This window comes from Nocardioides sp. AE5 (assembly GCF_031844485.1).
Lineage (GTDB): Bacteria > Actinomycetota > Actinomycetes > Propionibacteriales > Nocardioidaceae > Nocardioides.
Genome location: NZ_JAUZVI010000009.1, coordinates 115,210 through 137,924 on the forward strand (window position 1 = coordinate 115,210; position 22,715 = coordinate 137,924).

The window sequence follows — 22,715 nt, forward strand, 5'->3', positions numbered from 1 at the left end:
AGTGATGGGCGATGACTGACGCCCAAGACATCAAGGAACCGCGGCACTGGATCAACGGTGAATTCGTGGCCGGGTCCGGCACCGACGCGATCGACGTGTTCGACCCTGCCACCGGACAGCGCGTTGCGGAGGTCGTCTCCGCGACCGACACAGAGGTGGATGCTGCCGTCGATGCCGCAGCGGGGGCATTCGAGGAGTGGAGCGAGCTCTCCATGGCGCGTCGGGTGCAGATCGTGCACCGCATGCGTGACAACCTGGTTGCGGGTGGCGAGCAGCTCGCACGGACCATCAGCCTTGATCAGGGCAAGACCTTGGACGAGGCCCGAGGCGAGGTGATGCGGGCCGGTGAGTACATCGAGACCGCGCTGGCCGCCCCGATGTTGGTGCATTCCCAGTCGGCGCACGTTGCGGGGCCCATCGAGGCGCGCAACGTGCGTGAGCCCTTGGGAGTCTGCGTAGCCATCACGCCGCTGAACTTCCCGGTGATGAACCCGTGCATGTTCGCCAGTTGGGCCTTGGTCACGGGCAACACGCTCGTCCTCAAGCCGTCGGAGCAGGACCCGATGGCGACCACGGCCCTCTTCGAACTCTTTGCCGACGCCGGGCTGCCTGCTGGGGTCCTGAACCTGGTGCACGGCAATGCGGAGGTCAGCAAGCGACTCGTGGGTCATGAGCAGGTGGCCGCCGTCTCGTGCATCACGTCTTCCCCGACGGCCAAGGCCATCCATGAGCGCGCCACCCAGCTCGGAAAGCGCGTCCAGGCGAACGGTGGCGCCAAGAACCCGATCGTGGTGGCCGCGGATGCGGATCTCGATCTGGCCGCCGAGGGCATCGTTTCCTCGGCGTACGGGATGGCGGGCCAGCGTTGCCTAGCAGGCACCCGTGTGATCACCGTGGGTGACATCCACGAGCAACTGGTCGACCGTGTCGCGAGTCTCTCAGACAAGGTGATCCTGGGGGCTGGGCGTGACGCTGGTACGACGATGGGGCCGGTGATCAGTGCAGTGAGTCGTGACCGGCTCATCGGCTTCATCGACGCCGCCGAGGAGTCCGGTGCAACGATCGTCCGGGACGGTCGCCAGGCTGCGCCACAGACCCCGTCGGCCACCGCCGGGGGCTATTTCGTCGGTCCGACGGTGATCACCGGGTTGAGTCACACGCATCCTGCCGAGTGTCAGGAAACCTTCGGACCGGTGATTGCCGTCCACCGCACCGACTCGAACGACGAGGCGCTCGCCTTGGCCAATGACACGGAGTTCGGCAACGCTTCCACGATCTACACGCGCTCCGGCAGCACCGGACGCTGGTTCGAGCGGCAGTCGCGGGCGGGAAACATCGGGGTCAACACCTTCCCTGCACCGCCCGCCAACTTCGTCATGGGCGGCCTCGGCACGTCGTTCTATGGCGAGACCCACGTCACCGGTGATGCGCCGATGCGGTTCTACACCGAGGAGAAGCTGGTGGTCTCCCGCTGGTGAACGCGCATACGTTCGTCGACCGCTGTGTCAGGAGAGGAATTGGGCAGATGAGGATCACCGTGGCGGACCCCGGCATGGCCGCGGCCTTGGCGGGACTGGGCGGCGGAGAAGGCGACGTGGCAGACGGGGTGGTCTTCGCCCCCGCGCCTGCGGCGACGTGGAGTGAGGCGGAGGACGAGCTTGCCACGGCGTACCGCTTGGCGCGCGAGGCGTCGCTGACCGGGGCTTCGGTGTTCTTCGTCGTCGACGCCGCTGCAGCCCTGGGGCGGGCCACCCCGCTCGATTCTGCTGTTGCCGTTGGTCTCGTCGCGGGCGGTCGATGCCTGGCCTTCGAAGGGCAGCGCAAGGGCCAGTTCGCCACCGTGATTGCGCATGATGCCGACCAACCGTTGCAACGGATCGCCGAGGTGATCGAGTTCGCCTCCGGTTCTGGCGTGGGGCTGGGACAGACGATCATGACGGGTGCCACCCACCTAGGGGCGTTGCTGCCATGAGCATCGCAGTTGTCACCGGGGCAGGCCGGGGGATCGGGCGTGCGATCGCGGAACGCCTTGCAACGGACGGGCACCAGCTCCTTCTCGTGGATGTCAGCGAGGCAGTGGAGGAGACTGCGCGGGAGTTGGAGGGCACTGCGGTCAGGGCAGACATCACCGCTGCGGACGGCATGGCTGCCATCGTCTCGGCAGTGCGCGAGTCCGGGCACGGGCCTGCTGTGTTGGTCAACAACGCGGGCATCACCCGTGACGCGATCCTCCGGAGGATGACCGAGGCGGATTTTCGTGCCGTCTTGCGGGTCAACCTTGGTGGACCGCTTGCGTTGACCCGAGAATTGGCTCCACTGCTCCAGGACGGCGGAGCTGTTGTGAACATCAGTTCGCGGGCACAGCTGGGCAACGTTGGCCAGTTCAACTACGGCGTGTCCAAGGGCGGCGTCATCGGAGTCACACGTGCCATGGCCTTGGCTCTCGCGCCTCGGTTGCGGGTGAACGCTGTCGCCCCGGGGTTCGTGGAGACCGAGATGACCCGTGCCATGCCGTCGGAGGTCGCGCAGCGAGTCGTCCGGCAGATTCCCCTCGCTGAGCCCGGCCAGCCGATGGACATCGCCAATGCGGTGGCCTGGTTGGCCTCCCACGAGGCGCGCTACGTCACCGGGCAGGTCCTCTATTCCTGTGGCGGACGCAGCTTCGCCTGAATCCAGATCGTTTTCCAGCCAAGACTGTCCCAGGAGGTCGTCCGTGCCCCAAGCAGTGATCATCGATGCCGTCCGTACGCCGATCGGCAAGCGTGCCGGTGCACTTGCCGAGGTGCATCCCGTCGACCTGGGGGCCCAAGTGCTCGCCGGTCTCGTGGCACGGACCGGAGTCGATCCGGCCGTGGTGGACGACGTGGTCTGGGGCTGCGTGACCACGATTGGCGAACAGTCCTCGAACGTCGGTCGCTGGAGCGCCTTGGCAGCTGGATGGCCGGAGACGGTGCCCGGGACGACCGTGGACCGGGCCTGTGGATCCTCGCAACAGGCGATCGCCTTCGCCGCGGCCGGGGTGGTGGCCGGGCACTACGATCTGGTGGTGGCCGGCGGGGTCGAGTCCATGTCGCGGGTGCCCATGGGATCCACACGCAACAGTGGACACGGTATGGCGAGGGGGCCATTGCTCGCGCATCGCTATCCGGGGATCGAGTTCTCGCAGGGCCTTGCAGCCGAGATGATCGCGAGCCAGTGGGGATTCTCCCGGTCCGACGTGGACGCCTTTGCCCTCGAATCGCATGCTCGGGCTGCCGCGGCGCGTGACCAGGGACGGTTCGAGTCCCAGATCGTCCCGACGAACACCCCACAGGGGATGGTTGACGTTGACGAAGGGATCCGCGAGGGAGGGACCCTGGAGTCTCTCGCTGGTCTGCGCGCGGTCTTCGACGAGGACGGTGTGGTCACGGCGGCGAATGCCTCACAGATCTCCGACGGAGCTTCAGCGGTCATGATCACCACGCCTGAGCGAGCCGTCGCCCTGGGCGTCAAGCCCGTTGCGCGTGTCCACAGCAGCGCAGTGGTGGGGGTCGATCCGGTGTTGATGCTGACTGGCCCCATCCCGGCCACCGAGAAGGTGCTGGCGAAGGCAGGACTCACCCTCGCCGACATCGGGACGTTCGAGGTCAACGAGGCCTTCGCAAGTGTTGCGTTGGCCTGGCTGGCCGAGACGGACGTCGACCCGGCCCTGCTGAATCCGGATGGCGGTGCCATCGCCTTGGGGCATCCGTTGGGTTGCTCCGGCGCTCGGCTCACCACCACGTTGCTGCACCGGATGAGGGAGCGCGGAGAGCGATTTGGGCTGCAGACAATCTGTGAGGCTGGCGGGATGGCGAATGCCATGGTCCTGGAACTCTTGCCATGACTGACGCCGAGGACTCCACGGAAGACGCACTGGCTCCCGTGCGTGACTTCGCCCCGAAACTGGCGGAGCTCACTTCCGACGTGCTCTTCGGAGACGTCTGGGAGCGGGAGCAACTCTCGGCCAGGGACCGTGCGCTCGTCACCGTCGCAGCGTTGGTCTGCGGAGGGCACGCCGAGCAGTTGCGCTTCCATGGGTCCCGAGCGCTGCGACTCGGGGTCACTGAGGCAGAGCTTCGCGAACTGGTCGTGCACCTCGCCTTCTATGCGGGGTGGCCGCGGGCGATGACGGCGATTTCGGTGCTCTCCGAGGCGATTACGTCCGAATAGTCGGGATCAATGACGCCAATCCCTTGACGGGATGTGGTCCAGGTCATACAGTTACAAACCGACTGGTCGGTGTTTAATACCACGTGAAGGGAAAACCAATGCAGAGGCGACTATGGCGAAAAGTGGTGGGGCTGCTCGCGGCGACCGGACTGGTCCTGACGGCTTGCTCTGCGCCGGGCGATGATTCCTCGGCAGCAACCGGGGGGTCTGACACCGAGTTGGGGCGGGCGATGTACGAGGAGATCTCCCCCCTGCTCGAACGGCCCACGAGCATCGGGCTGGTGGAGCCGGCCGAATCGGTTCCCGCGGACATGGAATTGATCTTCCTGCAGTGTCCGCTTCCTTCCTGCGAAGCACTCGCGCAAGCACTGAAGGCCGCGATCGACGAAGTGGGCTGGAACCTGAGGATCATCAGCACCGGAGGCACCCCGGAAGAGATCAAGTCGGCCTGGGCCCAAGCAGTGCGCCTCGCCCCGGACGGGGTCATCGGCATCACGCACGATCGACTGTACTTCGAGTCGGAGCTGCAGCAGTTGAAGGCGAAGGACATCCCGGTCCTGCGCCTCAATGTCACCGACCCGGCCGGCAACGGCGTCACCGGCAACATCCTTGGTCGAGACGCCTACGAGGCGGCGGGGATGACCATCGCCAAGTACGCCCTCTCCCGTGCGGGGGAAGACCTGAACGCAGTTGCGTTCACCGTCGGCGAAGTGATTCCCAGCCTCCAGGTGATGGCGGAGAGCTACAAGAAGACCGTTGAGGCCAACTGTGACAGTTGCACGGTGGAGGTCGTAGAACTCCCCTCGACGTCCATCGGCAAGGACTTCCCGAGCCGTATTGCCTCGCACCTGCGGCGCAATCCCGATGTCAACTGGGTCGAGATCGGACTCTCGGACTTCATGGTGGGGTTGCCTGCGGCGCTGCGGTCGGCCGGTATCACGCCAGACCAAGTGCAGTTCATGGGGTTGGGCGCCTACAACACCGCTGCCAACGGATACCTGGCTGAGGATGACTTCCTCACTGCTGTCCTCACCGCGGCGAGTGATGAGCAGATGTGGCGCGCGGTCGACTTCTTCATCCGTGAGTTCAACGGTCAGGACTCGTCGGTCTCCACGGACCTGTCGACCTGGCCCACGTGGATAGTGACCAGCGAGACGCTGCCGTCGTCGACGGAGACCTTCCCAACCGTGGCTGACTTCAAGGAGCAGTACCGGGCTCTCTGGGGCCTGGCCAACTAAGGCGCGAGAACCGCCAGAGGAGGAGTTGCGGGATGCAACCGGTTCGGTTGGGGCTGCGGAACGTCAGCAAGACGTTCCCGGGCCAACGAGCGCTGGACCAGGTCTCATTCGACGTGCACGAGGGTGAGGTCCATGCCCTGGTCGGTGAGAACGGGTCGGGCAAGTCGACTCTGATCAAGGTCCTCGCTGGCTTCCACGAGCCGGATCCGGGAGCCGGTGTCCAGGTCGAGGGGATCGACCTGGATACCGGGAACCCAGCGGCTTCGCTCGCAGCCGGGCTGCGCTTCGTCCATCAGGACCTGGGCTTGGTCGACGAGCTCAGCGCTGCGGAGAACATCGGGCTCACCGCTGGCTATTCGATGAAAGCCGGTCGGATCTCCTGGTCCGCGCAGCGCTGCCGCGCCCGAGACCAGCTGGCCAAGGTCGGAGTGAACCTCGACGTCGACGTCCCCGTCGGCGTGCTCTCGGCGGTGGAGAGGAGTGCGATCGCGATCGCACGGGCGCTCGATGAGGCTCACGGGATCCCCAAGGTGTTGGTCCTCGATGAGCCCACGGCAGCGCTGCCACCGGCAGAGGTGCAGCGTCTGATGGACATCCTCGACGATCTTCGTCGTGAAGGAGTCGCGATCGTGTACGTGTCCCATCGCCTGGGAGAGGTCCTCGGCATCGCTGACCGGGTCACGGCACTGCGTGACGGGAAGTGCCTGGGCACCCGCGACGCGAGCGACATGGACGAGGACGCACTCGCCGAACTGATCGTGGGACGCAAGGTCGCCGCAGCCAGGACCCGCGCCCAGCAGCGTGGCCCATCGGGTGGGGCAGACGTCGTGCTCCGCGTATCGGGGCTCTCCAGTGGGCTCTTGGACGGCATCGACCTCACTCTTCACGAAGGTGAGGTTCTCGGCATCGCGGGCATTGCAGGTTCTGGTCGTGAGGAGTTGGCTGCCGCACTGGCCGGCACCGTCGAAGCGACCGCATCGTTGGAGGTCAACGCCTGCACGAGCAGTGGCCGCGTATCGTTGTCGCGCACCCGGGCGTTGGGCCTCGCGCTGGTCTTGCCGAACAACAATCCGGCAGCAGCGATCCGCGAGCTGACGGTTGGTGAGAACCTGAGCATGGCCTGCCTCGACCGGGTGTCCCGGTTCGGCTGGATCTCGGCTGCGGCCGAGCGGCGGGTGGCAGGAGAATGGGTCGCTCGTCTGGACGTGGCGCCACGCGACCCGGACCGTCCCTACGGCCTGCTGAGTGGTGGGAACAAGCAGAAGGTCGCGATGGCGCGCGGCCTGATGCGCTCGCCGCGTGTCCTCGTCCTGGACGACCCGACCAGTGGGGTGGACATCGGGGCGCGCCAGGCGTTGTACGAGGTCATTCGGGACCTCGCTGCGCTCGGCACGCCCTCCATCGTGTGTTCATCCGACCTGGACGACCTCGTCGCCATCGCCGACCGCGTCGTCGTGCTGGTCGACGGGAGTGCCGTCGGGGAGCTGGCCGGAACGGACCTCACCGAGGCGGGACTGTTGGCGGCCATGGCGCGCAAGCCACGCCCCGCCACGACATCTTCGGACAAGATTGGTGCAATGCAATGAGTGACATCGCCTCGCCCCCCTCCGAGCAGGACGAACTGATGCCGACCGTGCCCGGTGCGGACGCATCGGTTCCGGACTCCGGCGTCGGTCGGAAGAATCCGTTGCGGTTCCTGGGCTTCGGCACGATCGGGGCCGTCTATGTCTGGATCGCCATGGTGGTGTTGTTCGCCATCTGGATCCCCGACCTGTGGCTGTCCAGCGCGACGGTCACGTCGATCATCAATGAGTACTCGGTGACGGCGTTGGCCACGCTCAGCCTGGTCGTCGTGCTCGCAGCTCGCCAGTTCGACCTTTCGATCGGATCGACGATGAGCCTCGGGGGAGTGGTGGCGGGATACATGCTCGCGAACACGAGCCTGCCACCTGCGCTGTGTGCCCTGGTTGCCGTGCTGTCGGGCCTGGTTGTCGGTCTGGCCAACGCGATCGCCGTGGTCTGGCTTCGTCTCGAGTCGCTCATCGCGACGTTGGGCACGGGTGCCATCGTCGCGGCGATGGCGGTCGCGATCTCGGGGGATCGATTCCTCACCGAGCGCATGACAGGAGACTTCAGCCTGATCGCGGTCGGTGAGATTGCCGGGATCAATGTGGCCTTCCTCTACGTCATCGGCATCATGGTCGTGATGGGACTGGTGCTCGAGCACACGCCAGCGGGGCGCCATCTCTATGCCACCGGATACAACAGTGATGCCGCCCGACTGATGGGAGTACGGGTCAATCGAGTGAAGGTGATCGCCTTCATGGTCACCGGGGCCATCGCGGCTTTCGCCGGCGTGATCCTGGCTGCTCGGCTCCAAGCGGCGGCTCCCGACGCAGGTGCCCACTACTTGATCCCGGCCTTCTCCGCAGTCTTCCTTGGCGCGACCCAGTTCCGCCATGGCCGCTTCAACTCTTGGGGGGCCGTCCTTGCGGTGCTCGTGATAGGCACGGGTTCCCTCGGCCTGTCCTTGGCCGGTGGGCCGTCGTGGGCACCGGAGGTCTTCACCGGGCTGATCCTGATCATCGCTGTGGCGATCACGGTTGCCGAGCGCAAGCCGAAGAAGAATTCGAGGGAGTCGAACCAGTGACGGTGGAGGCAGGAACGGGGGGTCCCGAGGCGCTGACGGCCCTACGCGAGGAGGTCCGTGAGTTCATCGAGCAGCAGCGGGTGAATGGACGGTTCCGCCCCGAGGTCGACAGTTGGCTCGCCGGATGGGACGAGGAATTCAGTCGCGCCTTGGGAGCCAAGGGTTGGTTGGGGATGAGCATTCCACGCGAACACGGCGGGCATGGTCGCAGCTATCTGGAGCGATACGTCGTCACCGAGGAACTCCTGTGCGCGGGCGCACCGGTTGCAGCACACTGGATCGCAGATCGGCAGATTGCGCCGGCACTGGTCCGTTTCGGGACGCGTGAACAGCGCGAGGAGTTCCTCCCGGCCATCGCCCGAGGCGAGTCCTATTGGGCCATCGGAATGTCCGAACCAGATGCCGGCTCGGACTTGGCATCAGTCCGGACCAGGGCAACCCGTGTCGAGGGCGGTTGGCAGATCACCGGGACCAAGGTGTGGACGTCCGGGGCCCACCGGGCCCATGCCTTCTTCGTCCTTGCCAGGTCCGCACCGCGATCCGACGGCGGGCGCCACGACGGGCTGAGCCAGTTCCTCGTCCGACTGGACGCCCCCGGGGTCACCGTCAGCCCGATCCACTCCTTGGACGGCTCGCACCACTTCAACGAGGTATCCCTTGATGCCGTGTTCGTCCCCGATGGGGACGTGCTGGGAGAGATCGGCAATGGCTGGCACCAGGTCACATCGGAGTTGAAGTTCGAGCGCAGCGGACCCGAACGGTTCCTGTCCGTCTTCCCGGCACTGCAGCGGCTGACAGAGGTGGAGGAGGTAGTGGTCCACGCGCCGGATGACGGGCTGGGCCACCACTTCTCTCGCCTGGTCGCCCTGCACCACCTCTCGTTCGATGTGGCGTGCAGGCTCCAGGACGGAGCGCCGGCAGAGGTGCTCGCCACCATGGTCAAGGAGATGGGCACGCGCACCGAGGGCGACCTTGCCGACGATTTGGCGGACTGGGCATCGCGCTCGCCGCACCAGGACACGGAGTTGGCCAGACTCCTGGCCGATGGACTGACCCGGCGTGCAGGGTTCACTTTGCGCGGGGGGACCAACGAGATCCTGCGCGGCCTGGTGGCCAAGGGGATGGACAAGCAGCAGGCAGGAGGCGCCACATGAGTGGTCTTGCAACAGTGGACCGTGACCTGTCCGACATGCTCGACAAGGTCTTCACCGACTTGGTCGCGGCTCAGGGCGAGTCGGCCCCGGACGACGGCTGGTTCCGCTCGGCATGGCGGGAACTCGACCATCTGGGCCTCGTCCACTTCACCACTCCAGAGGAGGAGGGTGGCAGCGGTGCCTCGTGGCTGGACTGTTTCGCCCTCCACCGCGCCGCGGCACGCCACGGGGTCCAGTTGCCACTGGGCGACCACGACGTGCTTGGCCGTTGGTTGGCAGCGCGCCTCGGTATCGACTGCCGGCACGAGGTCGTCGTCGTCGGCTGGACGCGGATGCACGGTGGGGACGTCGTGGTGGAAGCGCCGTGGGGCAGGTATGCCGATCGAGTGCTGGTGGTTGCCCCCGGGCGGGACGGCATGGCGTCGGTTTCGGTCCACGTTGCCCAGGAACTCTCTTGGGAGCACGGTGCCAACCTGGCGGGGCATCCGCGGGACCGGGCAAAGGACATTACCCTGACCAATACCTCCACGGCCCTGCCGGGAAGCGTCACCGACGCTCTCCGCCTCAGGGGGGCGTTGCTTCGCTCCGCCCAGATCTGTGGCGCCTTGGAACGATCTGTTCAGGAGGCGGTTGCGCACGCCAGGCTTCGCGAACAGTTCGGCCGCCGCCTGATCGACTTCCAGGCAGTCCAATCGCTGCTCGCCGGGGCAGCAGAGGAGGCCGAGCTCGCCCGGGCCGCGACGATGGCGGCAGTCCACGAGGCGACGAAGGCCGACGGCGACCTGAGTCGCGTCCGTGGACATGTGGCGGTCGCCAAGTCGTGCACCGCTCATGCAGTGGGTCCGGTCACCCGAAAGGTTCACCAAGTGTTGGGGGCGATCGGCACCACCAAAGAACACGATCTGCACAAGTTCACCTTGCCGGCACTGGCTTGGCGCACGGAGTACGGCGGCGCAGCAGAATGGAATGCGGTCCTTGCCGCTGCGGTGCGCAAGGACGGGCTGCTCGCCGCCTGGCGGGCTCAGCTCGACGGACGGAAGGTGTGATGACCGTCTGGTTCGACGACTTGGCCGAGGGGATGGAGTTCACGAGCCGGGGAAGAACCTTGACCGAGAGTGACGTGGTCTCATTCTGTGGCGTCTCGGGCGACTTCCATCCCTTGCACGTCGACGCCGTCCACGCTGCGGAGAGCCCGTTCGGTGAGCGGCTCGTTCACGGTGCCTTGGTGCTCTCCGTGGCGACGGGGCAGCGTAGCTTGCTTGAGTTCTTGGGTGAGAGCCTGGTCGCTTTCCTCGAGATCAGGTCGTGGCGGTTCGTCGAACCGGTGTTCATCGGCGACACGGTCCGGACGACGACCGTGGTGAGTGGACTGCAACCGACTTCCCGGCCCGGCCGTGGGGTCGTCGTCCAAGACGTGTCGGTCCGCAACCAGCGTGGCGAGGTGGTCCAGGAGGGCAAAATGGTCAACTTGCTGCGCAGCCGCCCGGAGACCCGAACAGGATGAGGTGTTGATCATGAAGGACGCGCGTGAGGTCGGGGCAGTCATCGGGAACCCCCGCTCCGGCAGTCGAACGACCCAGGTCGCGCGAGAGGTGGTCCGCCAGTTGGCCGACACCCTGGGGGCTGTCGCCGTGGAACCGGTGGAACTGGCGAACCACGGTCCGGCCCTGTTGGACCCCGAGGCAGCGGCAGTGGATGCCGATCGTGATGCCTTGGCGGAGCTGGACGTGCTCGTGGTGGCCTCCCCCACGTACAAGGCCTCCTACACGGGAATGCTCAAGTGCTTCCTCGACCGCTACGGGACCGACGGCCTTGCGGAGGTCGTTGCGGTCCCGGTGATGGTGGGTGGTGCGCCCCACCACGCGTTGGCAGTCGAGGTGCACCTCCGTCCGCTCTTGGTGGAGTTGGGTGCGTCCGTGCCCTCACGGGGGCTCTATGTCCTCGATTCACAGCTCGACCAGTTGTCGGACCAGGTTGCTTCGTGGCTGCGGGAGGGACCTTGGGCGACGTGACGCGACGGGTGCAGCGGCGCAGTGCGGTTGTGCTGGGACACGGAATTACATCCGGGCTGGTCGGTTGGTAAGGTCGGCTCGCCGGGAGCCGCGGGTGTTCCGCGGTGACGGAGGAGGACTGCATGGCTGAGGTATCGGGCAAGCAACGGAAGCGAGTGCGCGACCCACAAGCGGCCCGTAAGGCACTCTTGCAGGCCGGGGTTGAACTCTTCGAGAAGCAGGGCTATGCCGGAACGTCGGTGCAGAGCATCGTGGACAGTGCTGGCCTGACCAAGGGTGCGTTCTATCACCACTTCTCCTGCAAGGACGACCTGCTACGACGGGTCCATGATGAGTTCATCGACTATCAACTCAGCAAAGCCCGCGCGGTGATGTCCGAGCCCGGTGTGCCCACGGACGAACGGCTCCGGCACATGATCAAGGACGCCTTGCTCGAACCGATGGGTCGTTACAAGGCGGAGATCACGGTCTTCCTGCAGGAGAGGCGCTTTCTCTCCAGCGACATGTTCGGGGACATCCAGCGCAAGCGTGAAGAATTTGAGCGCTACTTCGTCGACTTGATCGAACACGGGATGGCCGAGGGCGTGTTCCGGAAGATCGGTCCGGCGAGGGTCGTTGCCTTCGGGATCATCGGCACCGGTGCGTGGACGCACACCTGGCTGCACCTGGATGGGAGCATGTCCCCGACCGAGATCGGCGACATGTTCGCCGAGATGCTCGTGGGCGGGCTCATCACCCGAGACTGACTCGTCATCCCCGTCGGGGAACCCCCTGTCCACGGCCGGTCGGTCCGCTGCCCAACGCCGGGACCCGCGACTTCGGAGGAGCGTTCTTCCACCTCTTGCTGGGCGCTTGGGCGCTGGTCCCCGTCCGGCGAGCGGGGGCCACGTCCCGGCGCCTGCGAGGAGGATCCGTCCCTGCATCCGGCGCCGCACGGCCTGCCGGTGGTGGTGTTCGGGTCACCGGGATCCTCACCAGCGGAGTGCGCCAAGGTGGATATCCCGGCCTGGAGGGCGACTACGCCCCTGGCCGCCCCCGTCGGTGTCGGCCAGCAGGTGATCGGCATCGTCGTCGCCCTGGTCGGCGCCTTGGTCGTGGTGCTGGCGGGGCAAAACGTGTTCGGCCCATGTGAGGGGCGCATCGATGCCGGTGAGGACACCTGACCTGGACCGGGCCGTCCTGGAAATGCCGGGCTGCCACGAACGGGACTCTCAAACCGTCCCGAGCCGACTTGGGCCTCTCGTTTCGGGGGCTTTCGGGCGTCTCGGGCCCGGAAGCCCACAAAGATACGCATTTCTACGTATGACGTGACCTTGACCACACTGGTCGACCCGGCCTAGCGTGCCGACTGGTCAGTATGAAATTTAGAGAGGACCCCCAATGGAGTTCGGAATCTTCATGCCCAACTCGCGCAACGGCTACATCATGGCCGAGGCCGCGCCGCAGTACGACCCCACGCACAAACATCTCAGTGACATCGTCAAGGCCGGCGAAGACAACGGCTTCTCCTTCGCCCTCACGATGTCTTCATTCCGTGGCCACGGTGGCTCGACGCAGTTCTGGGAGGGCTCACTTGAATCCATGACGACGATGGCTGCGCTGGCGAAGGACACCACCTTCATGAAGCTCATCGGCTCCGTCCAACTGCTCCTGGTCCACCCGGCCCTCGCAGCCCGGGGGGCGATGACTCTGCAGGACATCTCGGAAGGCCGCTTCGGCCTCAACCTGGTCCCTGGCGGATGGCACCCGGGTGAGTTGGAGTCCCTCGGGGTCTGGCCCGGGTACGACTACAACGAGTACCGCTGGGAATACGCCACGGAGTACGCACAGGTGCTCACTGAGCTCTGGCGAGATGGGGTGACGAATTTCCAGGGTAAGCACTTCCAGTACGACGACCTGCAGCTGGGCCCCCTCCCCGAAGGTGGGCGGGTTCCGATCGTGGCCGCCGGGGCGTCCGATGACGCGATCAAGTTCTGTGCTCAGTACGCCGACTACAACTTCCGGCTTGCTTGGGGCGGCATCGACGCGCTGAACGACATCATGACCAAGTTCAACGCTGCGATGGAAGATGCCAAGCGGGTGGTAAAGCCCTACGTCGCCTTGGGCGTCATCCTCGCCGACAGCGACCGCGAGGCGGAGGAGAAGCTTCAGCGCTACGTGGACACCGCTGACCTCGAGGCGATCGAGTACATGTACACCGGGGCGGTGACGGACACCGCGAAGGGCGGCACCTCGGAGATCCTCGCGAGCATGGACCAGAAGGGTGCCATGCAGATGTCGACCGACTTCCTCGTCGGCTCGCCGTCCAGCATCGCCGAGCAACTCGACGAGTGGGCCGATCTCGACGTCGCCGGTTACATGCTGGTCCTGGACGACTACGTCCCCGACATCAAGCGGATGGGCGCAGAAGTCTTCCCGAAGATGAAGAACTTCGACCAGACCAAGGCCTCCGTCGCCTGACCGACGGGGCCCGGGCTCCGACCCGGGCCCCGCTCTGGCGATCCTCGACAACACCCCAGCCCACACCAGACAAGGACCGTGACCATGACCATTATCGACGTGCCGGAGGACCTGCGTGCCCCGGTGACCTTGGCCCAGAAGATGCTGATCGGAGGCGAGTGGGTAGACGCTGTCTCGGGTGAGACGCTCGACGTCTTCAATCCTTCGACAGGGCAGGTCTTGTCCACCCAGTCCGCAGGAGGGCCTGCCGAGGTCGATCGAGCCGTGGCGGCAGCTCGCGCAGCGCTGACCGGACCGTGGTCCCAGGTGACGCCCATGCAGCGTGGCCGGATGCTGACCAAGCTGGCAGAACTGGTCGAGCAGAACTCCGAGCAGTTGGCACAGCTGGAGTCACTCGATGTGGGCATGCCGATGATGGAGGCCCGGTACATCGACCTCCCGTTCTCGATCGACATCCTGCACTACTACGCGGGGTGGCCGACCAAGATCACGGGGGACACCATTCCGGTGTCGTTCCCGCACAACTTCGGTGGCCCGTACCATGCCTACACCCGACGTGAACCCGTGGGCGTCGTGGCCGCCATCATCCCGTGGAACCTGCCCGTGATGATGGCTGTCAAGAAGTTGGCCCCCGCCTTGGCCACGGGGAACACCATGGTGATCAAGCCTGCCGAGCAGACGCCCCTGGCGATCGCCCGGCTCGCGGAACTCGTCCTTGAGGCCGGGATCCCGGAAGGGGTCGTCAACTACGTGACGGGTCTGGGCGAGACAGCCGGGGTGGCTCTGGTCGAACACCCGGACGTGAACAAGGTGACCTTCACCGGTTCTGTCGACACGGGGAAGGCGATCGCCCGCGCCGCCACGGGCAACCTGAAGCGGGTGTCCCTCGAGCTCGGCGGCAAGTCGCCGCACATCATCTTCGACGACGCGGACCTCGAATCGGCCGTATTCGCGGCCGGGATGGCGATCTTCGGTGGCGCCGGGGAGAGCTGCATCGCCGGCTCGCGGCTCTATGTCCAGCGCGGCGCCTACGAGACGGTGCTCGAGGGCATCGCCGCGCGGGCCAACAGCATCAAGGTGGGGCCGGGCCTGGATGACTCCAGTGAGATGGGACCGCTGATCTCTGCCGAGCACCGCGAGAAGGTGCTCAGCTACATGGACCTCGGTCGGCAGGACGGTCGCGTCGTGGCCGGCGGTGGCACCGCGGGCGAGGGTGGCTATTTCGTCGAGCCGACGGTGCTGACGGACCTGGATCCGACTTCTCGTGTCCTGCGGGAGGAGATATTCGGTCCCGTCCTTTCCGTCGTCCCGTTCGACACGGAGGAAGAGGTCACCGCATTGGCGAACGACACCGACTTCGGCCTTGGTGCGGGTGTGTGGACCAAGGACGTGGGTCGGGTCCACCGGATGGCGGCTGCGATCGAGTCGGGCCAGGTGTGGGTCAATTGCTACCAGCCGGTGGATGCAGCACTTCCGTTCGGCGGCTACAAGCAGTCCGGCTGGGGTCGAGAGACCTGCAAGGAGAATTTGGACGAATACCTCGAGCTCAAGACTGTCGTGGTCCAACTCTGAGCCCGACCATGGACACCCATGACTACGTGATTGTCGGGGGTGGCTCCGCAGGTTGTGTCCTTGCGGCTCGCCTGACGGAGAACCCCGACGTCACCGTCCTCCTTCTCGAGGCCGGCGGCGATGATCGCCGTGAGGACATCCAGACTCCAGCGGCGTGGCCGACGCTGTTGGGCAGTGACGTCGACTGGGGATATGCCAGCACGGTCCAGGCACGGACCGGTCGTGCCCTCCCCGCCCACCGCGGCAAGGTGCTGGGCGGCTCGGGATCCATCAATGTAATGGCGCACCTGCGTGGGCACCGCAGCGATTTCGATGCCTGGGAGTCTGCGGGCGCGGCCGGCTGGGGTTATGAAGGGGTGTTGCCCTACTTCAAGCGCTCCGAGGACGTCCCGGAGGGTGATCCGCGATTCCGGGGTCGCGGCGGACCACTGCGGCCACGACCCATCGCAGATCCGCATCCGCTGAGTGTGGCCCACGTGGAAGCAGCCCGTCGGCTCGGTCACGCGATCGCCGACGACCTGAACGACGGCGAGTTGACCGGAGCGGCCACCCATGACCTCCTGATCGTGGACGGGAAACGGCAGAGCACCGCGTCGGCGTATCTTCACCCGTCGATGGGGCGGAAGAATCTCACCGTGCTCACCGGCGCCCACGTCGGACGGCTGCAAATCGTCGATGGACGTTGCACAGCCGTGGAGTACCGGGTGAACGGCGTCAGCCACGTCGTCCGTGCCGGCACCGAAGTGCTCCTGTGCGCGGGGGCGGTGGACTCGCCACGGCTGCTGATGTTGTCCGGAGTGGGTCCTGCCGGTGACCTCTCTGCCTTGGGCATCCGACCGGTCGTGGACCTGTCCGGCGTGGGCCAGAACCTGCAGGATCACGTCATGCTCGCTGGCATCCGGATCAGGGCCGGGAGGCCTCTTCCACCACCGACGGGCAACTTCGCGGAGGCAACCCTCTTCCTGCGCACCGATCCCGGACAGGAAGGACCTGAACTGCAACTGGTGCAGATCCAGGTCGACTACCACCTGCCGTGGCAAGCGCCGATCGAGAACGCGTTTGCGGTGGGCGTGGGCCACATGCGTCCGGCTTCGCGAGGCCGTGTCCGATTGGTGTCCGCCGACCCCGGTGTCGCGCCACTCATCGATCCCCGCTATCTCTCCGAACGGCGGGACGTCGACCAGCTCATCGCCGGGGTTGAAGAAGTCCACGCCATGGCAGGCAGCGGTGCATTCGACGACTGGGAGGTCGTAACGGGGACCGCTGACATCTTGCAGAAGCCGCGGGCGGAGTTGGAGGAGTTCATCGGCGACGCAGTGAGCAGCTTCTTCCACCTGTCGGGGACCTGCCGGATGGGCACGGGCGACGACGCAGTTGTCGACCCTGATCTCAAGGTCCACGGCGTGGCGGGCCTGCGGGTGGTGGACGCTTCCGTGATGCCACGCATCGTCTCCTGCAACACCAACGCTGCCACCGTGATGATCGCCGAGAAGGCAGCCGACCTCCTGCAGGGTGCCTAGGTCGATCATGGGCCAGGAGAGGTGTGCCGGGCAAGACCCCCCGATCCAGGTGGGTGCGGGCGTAGAGCGAAACGTCCGCACCCACCTGCTCCAAGAGTCCGGACGAGGGAAGGATTCTGTGCCAACCGCCGAATGGCGTGGGGAATGCGTCGCCGTCGTCCTCAGTTGGCGGGACAAGGTGGGCCTGTTCAAGCGGAGTCAGTTGGTCGACTCGGACCGTGGCCGCTGGCACTGTGTGACCGGGCACCTGGACCGTGGGCGAAGCCCTTTCCAGCAAGCGGTCCAAGAGCTCCACGAGGAGACTGGCCTGGGTGCTGCGTCTTTGGAGCATCTGTGTGCTCGGCCCGCCTTGACCCTTCCTGATCCGCGCGGTGGCCATTGGCTGGTGCACACTTTCCACGCCCTCACCCTGCAGCGCCGATTGTCGTTGAACTGGGAACACGACTCCTATCGATGGGTGTCGCCCAAGCGTCTTGATCGGTTTGACGGGAAGGTTCCGTGGCTCACCGAGGTGCTTGCCCACACCCTTCTCGACGGGCGGGGAGAGTGCTCGTCACCGGCGTGCGCGTCGCTGCTCACTTCGGGGCCCGCCGTTGCTCCTGCTCGGTGACCCAACGCACCACCTGTGCCCGGTTGTCGGCCCCAAGCTTGCGCAGGATGTGGTCCACATGCTTTTCGACGGTTCGTACCGAGAGCACGAGATGGCTGGCGATGTCGCGGTTCGTGCACCCGCGCGCGATCAGTTCGGCCACCTCCATCTCACGCCTGGTCAGCCGTGAAGCCTCGTGGCTCACCGCCGACTGCCTGCCTCGCTCGTCGATGACGCCGTCCACGGCCTCCTCGATGCTCAGCCGAGCGCCCGCGGCATAGCAGTCGCGGAAGGCCGAGGCAGTCAGCAGGCGGCGTGTGGAGTTCTCCCCCTCGACGTGGTACTGCCACATGGGTTGAATGCCGGCGAAGGGCATGCCAGCACGTTCCAGCACGGTGTCCGCGGCTCCCAGGAGGCGGGCTGCGCGCTGCCCATCGCTCTCGGCGACGGCGATCCAGGCCATTGCCTCAAGGCAGACACCGATGCCCAAGTGGTCCCCGAGCGCACGCTTGAGTCGGAGGCTGTCCTGCTGCAGGGCAGTCGCAGCGACCAGGTCGCCGCGACGCCAGTGCTCGACCCCCAGCGCCCACAAGGAGAACGAGTGCCACCAGGACTCCCCGTGCGGAATGGCCAGGGAGCGGCACCGGCGATGCCACTCAAACGCTTCGTCGTGATCACCGGCCAACCCGTTGGCGAGGCCGAGCTCGAACAGGGTGTGCACCCGGCCGGTGAGGTGGTCGAGTTGTTCGAATCGAGTCAGGGCAGTCGCCAGGTGGACACGCGCCTCGTCCAGGTTCCCTCCGAAGAGAGCCAGCAGGCCCTTGGCCTGGATCAGTAGGGCTTCGAGGACCGGGTCTGCGACGTGGCCGACCAACTCGGCTGCTTGCGCCAGACGTTCCTCGGCCGCCTCCTGATCGCCCTGAAGGACTGCCAGCCAGGCGTCCAGCCGCAAACCTCGACCGGTCGTCGGCGTGCGTGGCGGTGCCGCAGCGATGAAGCGCGCGAGCCATTCTCTGGCTTCGCTCAGGAAACCCCGCGCCAACCAGTAGTTCTCGATGCCGACGACCAGTTCGATTCCGGCTGTCGGATCGATTGTCATGGCCGTCTCCAGGGCCATCTGAAGGTTCGGATGCTCGGCCCTCAACTGGCGCAGCCATGCCACCTGGTCGGATCGGGACCATTCAGCTTCGGCCCGCCGCGCCAGGGCCACGAACCATTCCAGGTGTCGCCTACGGAGTTGGGCGTCCTCCTTCTCCGAGAGCGCTGCTGCGCCGTACTCGCACAGGGTCTGGAGCATCCGGTAACGGTGGCGTCCCCCCGCCGGATCCACCGTGATGGTCAGGACGGATTTGTCAACCAGACCCGCCACGAGGTCGAGCACCGCGTCGAGATCGACGCCGTCCCCGTGGGCGACGGCTTCTGCCGCGTCAATGGTGAATCCCCCGGAGAAGACCGAGAGACGTTGCCACAGCAACCGTTCTGCTGGCGTACACAACTCCTCGGTTCCCTCGATCGCGGCATGGAGCGTCTGGTGCCTGGCCGGCGCCGTTCGGCTGCCCTGGGTCAGTAGGGCATAGCGGTTCTCCATGCGTCGGACCAGGTCATCCAGTGGAAGGGAGCGCAGTCGCACGGCTGCCAGTTCCAAGGCCAACGGGATTCCGTCGAGGAGCCGACACAATTCAGCCGCCAGTGCTTCGTCCTGACGGCTCAGGACGAGTCCGGGCACCGCAGCGCGTGCTCTGTCGAGAAAGAACTGCAGCGCTTCGTTGTGCGCGCTGGGTGCTGCAGGATCCGACCCGGCCAAGGGTGGAACGCTGAGCACTGTCTCGCCCCCGACGTTCAACGGCTGGCGGCTGGTGGTCAGGATCCTCAGGCGAGAGCATTGGTGCAGCAGGGCGGACGCCAATTGACCGGCCTCATCGGCAACGTGCTCACAGTTGTCCAGGACCAGGAGCATGTCGGCTTCACCGATGTGCTTGGCCAGGGTGCTGAGTTGCCAGTGGGCAGTCCCCTCCATGATGCCCAAGGCCGCGTTCACGGCGTGGCCGATCAGGGCTCCGTTGCGGATCTCGGCCAGGAGGACGAGTCGTACGCCGTCCGAACGCATCGGATCGGCTTCCCGTGCGGCCTGCACCGCGAGTCTTGTCTTGCCGACCCCCCCAGGGCCAATGAGCGTGACCAAGCGCGACTGCTCCAAGGTCGCGTGGATGTGCTTGAGTTCGCGGTGACGCCCGATGAAGGGAGTCGAGTCGACCGGAAGCGCGCCGGGCTCGCGTCCCGATGATGGTTTCGTGGCCACGAGGCCAGTCTCTCGCACCCAGCGGTCGGTGTCAGGTGTCCGGGATGATCCCCGATGTCGGGCGCGGCCACTTGGCGGATTGTGTTCCTCGGACCCGGGTTCCTCGGCGCAATCGCCATGGATCAATCCGCGAGTCGGCAGGGTCGGTCCGGGCAATCCACGCCTGATGGAGCAGCTGCCGCACCCCTCGCCTCAGCCCAGACGGGGTTCCCATTCGGCCATCATGTCGAGGAATTCCTGCCCGGCCGTGGCGGCAGCCTCGCGGGCGGCTGCACAAGGCTCCTCGACGTTGTCCGTGCAGTCCTCGCCGCCGGCCGATCCGGTCACGCCCTTGACGGCTTGGTCGTAGGCTGCACCGGCGTCCCGGGTCCGGACGACCAGGTCCGCGATCTCGGCTGGAGGCGCGCCGATCGGGTCGGTGTTGGAGAGGACGTCGCCCTCGCCGAGTGCGCCCGAGAACGACCTCGAGACCTGCTGCGCGAAGAACTGGCCGGACATGGCGGCCAGCGCACAGGTCGGAGCATCGTTCTCCGGGAGGCAGGCGACGGCCGTGGTGGTCTGGTCGAGTGCCCAGGCGACACCGTTGGTGCCACCGGCGTCGGTGATGAAGCCGACCCAGTCCTCGACCGTGGACGGTGGCAGTTCCTCGCCTCCGGGGTCCGTGGGATCCAGCTCGGTGGTCTCGGGACCGCCGCTGATCGAGACACCGGGAGTGGTGGGCGTCTTGGGGCCGGAGTCGTCGCTGTCCCCGTCGCCGCACGCGGTGACAAGGGCCACGACCAATAGCAGTGGTGCGATCACGCTCTTCTTTATGACGCGTCTCCTGGGGACGGAAAAGGTTTTGAGGCTGCCTACCCACGCACCGACGGAGCAAAACACTCCAGCCGGACATCAAGCGTTCAGCACCACGGCCCGAGGACTCAGCGGCCGGCGAAATCCAGCGCCCGGTCGGCGAGGGGCCGAGCCAGGTCGGCGTCGGCCGGGACCAGGGCGATCCGGGTACGCCGCTCGAGCAGGTCGGCGACGTCGACGGCACCTTCGTGGGTCGCGCCGAAGACGAGTTCGGCCAGGGTGGTCGGCAGGTGTGCCGCGATCGGCGCCAGCAACTCGTCGTCGGAGAGGCCGGTGACCGCGCGGGCGTTCTCGAGCACCAGCGCCGCCTCGGTGCCGAAGCGGCGGACCAGGCGTTTGTCCTCCTCGAGGCGAGCCAGTTCCTCACGGGGAGCGGCCCCGAGCAGGGGCAGGTCCCTGGTCACGCAGAGGCCATCGGCAAGCCCGGTGGCGTCCACCGCGTCCTCGGCCATCTGGCGATAGGTGGTCAACTTGCCGCCGACGATGGTGATCACGCCGTCGGGTGAGGTGAGCACGGCATGCTTGCGGGACAGGTCCGCAGTGGCGCCGCCGCTGTCGAGGAGCGGCCGCAGACCGGCGTACGCGCCGACCACGTCCGTGCGTCGCAGGGGCCGGTCGAAGGCGGCGCCGACCACGTCGAGCAGGAAGCCGATCTCGGTCTCGGATGGCTCGGGTACGTCGGGGATCTCGCCCTCGACCTCCTCGTCGGTGAGGCCGACATAGATGGTGCCGTCCGGTTGCGGCAACACCAGGACGAAGCGGTTCGACGTGTTCGGGATCGGGGCGGTCACCGCTGTGCGGAGACCGTGGAGCGTCTCGGCGCGGAGCACCAGGTGGGTGCCGCGGCTGGGCTTCAGCTTCACGTCGACCAGGCCGCCGGCCCAGACGCCGGTCGCGTTGACCACCTTGCGGGCGCGGACCAGGGCGGTCTCGCCGGTGAGGTGGTCGCACAGTTCGACCGCGGATCCGGTCGCGGAGGTGGCACGCAGGTGGGTCCGTACGTCGGCCCCGTGCGCCACGGCGGTCCGGGCGATGCCGATGACCAGGCGGGCGTCGTCCTCCAGTTGGCCGTCCCAGGAGAGCAGGCCGCCGCGCAGGCCGTTCGCACGCAGCCCGGGTGCCATCGCGAGCACCTCGGTGCGGGAGATGTGGCGCGGGCGCGGAAGGGTCTCGGAGTCGGTCCCGGCGCCGATCCGCAGCACGTCCCCGGCCAGGAAGCCAGCCCGGGCCAACGCGGACTGGGAGCGCGAGACACTCGACATCAGCGGCAGCAGCATTGGCATCGGACGGGTCAGGTGGGGCGCGGTCCGCTCCATCAGGATGCCCCGCTCCACGGCGCTCTCGTGCGCGACGCCGACCTGCAACTTGGCCAGGTAGCGCAGCCCGCCGTGGACCAGCTTGCTCGACCATCGCGACGTACCGAAGGCGAGGTCGAAGGCGTCGACGGCCAGCACACGCAGGCCGCGCGAGGCCGCGTCGAGGGCGACCCCGGCGCCGGTCACGCCGAGGCCGATCACCACCAGGTCGACCTCGTCGGGCAGGCCGGCAAGGCCGTGGCGGATCCGGGCGTCGTCGCCGGAGCGGCGGGTTGCGGTCATGGTGCGAGTCCCTTGCTGATCAGGCGGTTGAGTTCGTCGACCAGCTCCTGCTCGGCGATGTCGTCGTCGGCCATCGTGTGCGCCGACAGGGTGATCCCGTGGGCGGCCAGGAGCACGGTGCGGGCCAGCAGTTCGGGGGAGCCGGCCCGGATCCGCCCGGCCGCCTGGCCGGCCGCGATCCGCGGGGTGAGCAGGTCGAGGACGGCCTGCTGGGAGCGGCCGCGACGGTCCAGCAGGTAGGGCAGCAGCAGTTCCGGGTCCAGGTCGAGGATCCGCCGGAAGAGCGGGTTGGCGCGCAGGGCGGTGATCGCGGCAGTGATCGCGGTGCCGACCCGCTCGGGGGTGACCTCGTCGTCGGCAGGGGCCGGTACGGCGGCGAAAATGGCGGACCATTCGCGGGTCATCAGGTCGGCGAGCAGGGTCTGCATGTCGGGCCAGGCGCGATAGATCGTCATCCGCGAGACGCCGGCGCGGCGGGCCACGTCGGTGAGCGTGGTCCGCTTCCAGCCGACGTCGAGGATTGCCTCGCGGGCCGCGTCAAGATAGGTCTTGTGACGTTCTGACGTCATGTGTCACACTG

General features: G+C 66.7%; 22 protein-coding genes. 18 read left to right on the plus strand and 4 right to left on the minus strand.

Features of this window, described 5'->3' with window-relative positions; genetic code table 11:
* The first annotated feature begins 11 nt into the window (after positions 1 to 11).
* The 18 genes from Q9R27_RS13910 to Q9R27_RS18770 all read left to right on the plus strand — a co-directional run bounded on the left by Q9R27_RS13910 (position 12) and on the right by Q9R27_RS18770 (position 17,407).
* Positions 12 to 1,478, plus strand: coding sequence for an aldehyde dehydrogenase family protein (locus Q9R27_RS13910; protein WP_311252991.1), 1,467 nt, complete (start codon positions 12 to 14; stop codon positions 1,476 to 1,478).
* Positions 1,479 to 1,525: 47 nt separating this feature from the next.
* Positions 1,526 to 1,972, plus strand: a complete 447-nt coding sequence (locus Q9R27_RS13915; RefSeq protein WP_311252992.1) for a hypothetical protein — start codon at positions 1,526 to 1,528, stop codon at positions 1,970 to 1,972.
* Complete coding sequence (locus Q9R27_RS13920; RefSeq protein WP_311252993.1) at positions 1,969 to 2,670, plus strand: SDR family oxidoreductase; 702 nt, start codon at positions 1,969 to 1,971, stop codon at positions 2,668 to 2,670. The genes Q9R27_RS13915 and Q9R27_RS13920 overlap by 4 nt, the downstream gene beginning before the upstream one ends.
* A 43-nt stretch (positions 2,671 to 2,713) precedes the next feature.
* Positions 2,714 to 3,865, plus strand: a complete 1,152-nt coding sequence (locus Q9R27_RS13925) for a thiolase family protein (protein ID WP_311252994.1) — start codon at positions 2,714 to 2,716, stop codon at positions 3,863 to 3,865.
* Positions 3,862 to 4,191, plus strand: a complete 330-nt coding sequence (locus Q9R27_RS13930) for a carboxymuconolactone decarboxylase family protein (RefSeq protein ID WP_311252995.1) — start codon at positions 3,862 to 3,864, stop codon at positions 4,189 to 4,191. The genes Q9R27_RS13925 and Q9R27_RS13930 overlap by 4 nt, the downstream gene beginning before the upstream one ends.
* A gap of 230 nt (positions 4,192 to 4,421) precedes the next feature.
* A complete protein-coding gene (locus tag Q9R27_RS13935) occupies positions 4,422 to 5,429 on the plus strand; it encodes a hypothetical protein (protein ID WP_311252996.1) in 1,008 nt (335 codons plus the stop codon).
* 32 nt (positions 5,430 to 5,461) lie between these two features.
* Positions 5,462 to 7,015 carry a sugar ABC transporter ATP-binding protein gene (locus Q9R27_RS13940; RefSeq protein ID WP_311252997.1) on the plus strand — a complete coding sequence of 518 codons (1,554 nt, stop codon included), beginning with the start codon at positions 5,462 to 5,464 and terminating at the stop codon, positions 7,013 to 7,015.
* Positions 7,012 to 8,079: an ABC transporter permease gene (locus tag Q9R27_RS13945; protein WP_311252998.1), complete on the plus strand. Its 1,068-nt coding sequence runs from the start codon at positions 7,012 to 7,014 to the stop codon at positions 8,077 to 8,079. The genes Q9R27_RS13940 and Q9R27_RS13945 overlap by 4 nt, the downstream gene beginning before the upstream one ends.
* Before the next feature lie 2 nt (positions 8,080 to 8,081).
* On the plus strand, positions 8,082 to 9,233 hold the full coding sequence (locus tag Q9R27_RS13950; RefSeq protein ID WP_311252999.1) for an acyl-CoA dehydrogenase family protein: 1,152 nt from the start codon (positions 8,082 to 8,084) through the stop codon (positions 9,231 to 9,233).
* 35 nt (positions 9,234 to 9,268) lie between these two features.
* Entirely contained in the window at positions 9,269 to 10,279 is a 1,011-nt protein-coding gene (locus Q9R27_RS13955; protein ID WP_311253000.1) for an acyl-CoA dehydrogenase family protein, read from the plus strand.
* Positions 10,279 to 10,737, plus strand: a complete 459-nt coding sequence (locus Q9R27_RS13960; protein ID WP_311253001.1) for a MaoC/PaaZ C-terminal domain-containing protein — start codon at positions 10,279 to 10,281, stop codon at positions 10,735 to 10,737. The genes Q9R27_RS13955 and Q9R27_RS13960 overlap by 1 nt, the downstream gene beginning before the upstream one ends.
* Before the next feature lie 10 nt (positions 10,738 to 10,747).
* Entirely contained in the window at positions 10,748 to 11,245 is a 498-nt protein-coding gene (locus tag Q9R27_RS13965) for an NAD(P)H-dependent oxidoreductase (protein ID WP_311253002.1), read from the plus strand.
* 122 nt (positions 11,246 to 11,367) lie between these two features.
* On the plus strand, positions 11,368 to 11,991 hold the full coding sequence (locus Q9R27_RS13970; RefSeq protein WP_311253003.1) for a TetR/AcrR family transcriptional regulator: 624 nt from the start codon (positions 11,368 to 11,370) through the stop codon (positions 11,989 to 11,991).
* A 246-nt stretch (positions 11,992 to 12,237) separates the two neighbouring features.
* On the plus strand, positions 12,238 to 12,408 hold the full coding sequence (locus tag Q9R27_RS13975; protein ID WP_311253004.1) for a hypothetical protein: 171 nt from the start codon (positions 12,238 to 12,240) through the stop codon (positions 12,406 to 12,408).
* 217 nt (positions 12,409 to 12,625) lie between these two features.
* On the plus strand, positions 12,626 to 13,705 hold the full coding sequence (locus Q9R27_RS13980) for an LLM class flavin-dependent oxidoreductase (protein ID WP_311253005.1): 1,080 nt from the start codon (positions 12,626 to 12,628) through the stop codon (positions 13,703 to 13,705).
* Positions 13,706 to 13,789: 84 nt separating this feature from the next.
* Entirely contained in the window at positions 13,790 to 15,277 is a 1,488-nt protein-coding gene (locus Q9R27_RS13985; protein ID WP_311253006.1) for an aldehyde dehydrogenase family protein, read from the plus strand.
* Between the two features lie 8 nt (positions 15,278 to 15,285).
* Positions 15,286 to 16,797 (plus strand): GMC family oxidoreductase N-terminal domain-containing protein, encoded by a 1,512-nt coding sequence (locus Q9R27_RS13990; protein ID WP_311253007.1) that lies wholly within the window; start codon positions 15,286 to 15,288, stop codon positions 16,795 to 16,797.
* A 7-nt stretch (positions 16,798 to 16,804) separates the two neighbouring features.
* Positions 16,805 to 17,407 carry an NUDIX domain-containing protein gene (locus tag Q9R27_RS18770; RefSeq protein ID WP_397219757.1) on the plus strand — a complete coding sequence of 201 codons (603 nt, stop codon included), beginning with the start codon at positions 16,805 to 16,807 and terminating at the stop codon, positions 17,405 to 17,407.
* Here Q9R27_RS18770 and Q9R27_RS13995 read toward each other — a convergent pair.
* From Q9R27_RS13995 to Q9R27_RS14010, 4 genes are all read right to left on the minus strand, one after another.
* A complete protein-coding gene (locus tag Q9R27_RS13995) occupies positions 17,373 to 19,520 on the minus strand; it encodes a LuxR C-terminal-related transcriptional regulator (protein ID WP_311253008.1) in 2,148 nt (715 codons plus the stop codon). The genes Q9R27_RS18770 and Q9R27_RS13995 overlap by 35 nt on opposite strands.
* A gap of 357 nt (positions 19,521 to 19,877) precedes the next feature.
* Positions 19,878 to 20,462 carry a hypothetical protein gene (locus Q9R27_RS14000; protein ID WP_311253009.1) on the minus strand — a complete coding sequence of 195 codons (585 nt, stop codon included), beginning with the start codon at positions 20,460 to 20,462 and terminating at the stop codon, positions 19,878 to 19,880.
* Between the two features lie 143 nt (positions 20,463 to 20,605).
* The gene (locus Q9R27_RS14005) at positions 20,606 to 22,135 is read right to left on the minus strand and encodes a glycerol-3-phosphate dehydrogenase/oxidase (RefSeq protein WP_311253010.1); all 1,530 of its coding nucleotides are present in this window, start codon (positions 22,133 to 22,135) and stop codon (positions 20,606 to 20,608) included.
* On the minus strand, positions 22,132 to 22,704 hold the full coding sequence (locus Q9R27_RS14010; protein WP_311253011.1) for a TetR/AcrR family transcriptional regulator: 573 nt from the start codon (positions 22,702 to 22,704) through the stop codon (positions 22,132 to 22,134). The genes Q9R27_RS14005 and Q9R27_RS14010 overlap by 4 nt, the downstream gene beginning before the upstream one ends.
* Positions 22,705 to 22,715: the final 11 nt, after the last annotated feature.

Bases quoted from the DNA above. Each gene is read 5' to 3' on its own strand.
- Q9R27_RS13910 (WP_311252991.1), top strand. From the start codon at position 12: ATGACTGACGCCCAAGACATCAAGGAACCGCGGCACTGGATCAACGGT.
- Q9R27_RS13915 (WP_311252992.1), top strand. From the start codon at position 1,526: ATGAGGATCACCGTGGCGGACCCCGGCATGGCCGCGGCCTTGGCGGGA.
- Q9R27_RS13920 (WP_311252993.1), top strand. From the start codon at position 1,969: ATGAGCATCGCAGTTGTCACCGGGGCAGGCCGGGGGATCGGGCGTGCG.
- Q9R27_RS13930 (WP_311252995.1), top strand. From the start codon at position 3,862: ATGACTGACGCCGAGGACTCCACGGAAGACGCACTGGCTCCCGTGCGT.
- Q9R27_RS13935 (WP_311252996.1), top strand. From the start codon at position 4,422: ATGTACGAGGAGATCTCCCCCCTGCTCGAACGGCCCACGAGCATCGGG.
- Q9R27_RS13940 (WP_311252997.1), top strand. From the start codon at position 5,462: ATGCAACCGGTTCGGTTGGGGCTGCGGAACGTCAGCAAGACGTTCCCG.
- Q9R27_RS13945 (WP_311252998.1), top strand. From the start codon at position 7,012: ATGAGTGACATCGCCTCGCCCCCCTCCGAGCAGGACGAACTGATGCCG.
- Q9R27_RS13955 (WP_311253000.1), top strand. From the start codon at position 9,269: ATGCTCGACAAGGTCTTCACCGACTTGGTCGCGGCTCAGGGCGAGTCG.
- Q9R27_RS13960 (WP_311253001.1), top strand. From the start codon at position 10,279: ATGACCGTCTGGTTCGACGACTTGGCCGAGGGGATGGAGTTCACGAGC.
- Q9R27_RS13965 (WP_311253002.1), top strand. From the start codon at position 10,748: ATGAAGGACGCGCGTGAGGTCGGGGCAGTCATCGGGAACCCCCGCTCC.
- Q9R27_RS13970 (WP_311253003.1), top strand. From the start codon at position 11,368: ATGGCTGAGGTATCGGGCAAGCAACGGAAGCGAGTGCGCGACCCACAA.
- Q9R27_RS13980 (WP_311253005.1), top strand. From the start codon at position 12,626: ATGGAGTTCGGAATCTTCATGCCCAACTCGCGCAACGGCTACATCATG.
- Q9R27_RS13985 (WP_311253006.1), top strand. From the start codon at position 13,790: ATGACCATTATCGACGTGCCGGAGGACCTGCGTGCCCCGGTGACCTTG.
- Q9R27_RS13990 (WP_311253007.1), top strand. From the start codon at position 15,286: ATGGACACCCATGACTACGTGATTGTCGGGGGTGGCTCCGCAGGTTGT.
- Q9R27_RS18770 (WP_397219757.1), top strand. From the start codon at position 16,805: ATGGGCCAGGAGAGGTGTGCCGGGCAAGACCCCCCGATCCAGGTGGGT.
- Q9R27_RS14005 (WP_311253010.1), bottom strand. From the start codon at position 22,135: ATGACCGCAACCCGCCGCTCCGGCGACGACGCCCGGATCCGCCACGGC.
- Q9R27_RS14010 (WP_311253011.1), bottom strand. From the start codon at position 22,704: ATGACGTCAGAACGTCACAAGACCTATCTTGACGCGGCCCGCGAGGCA.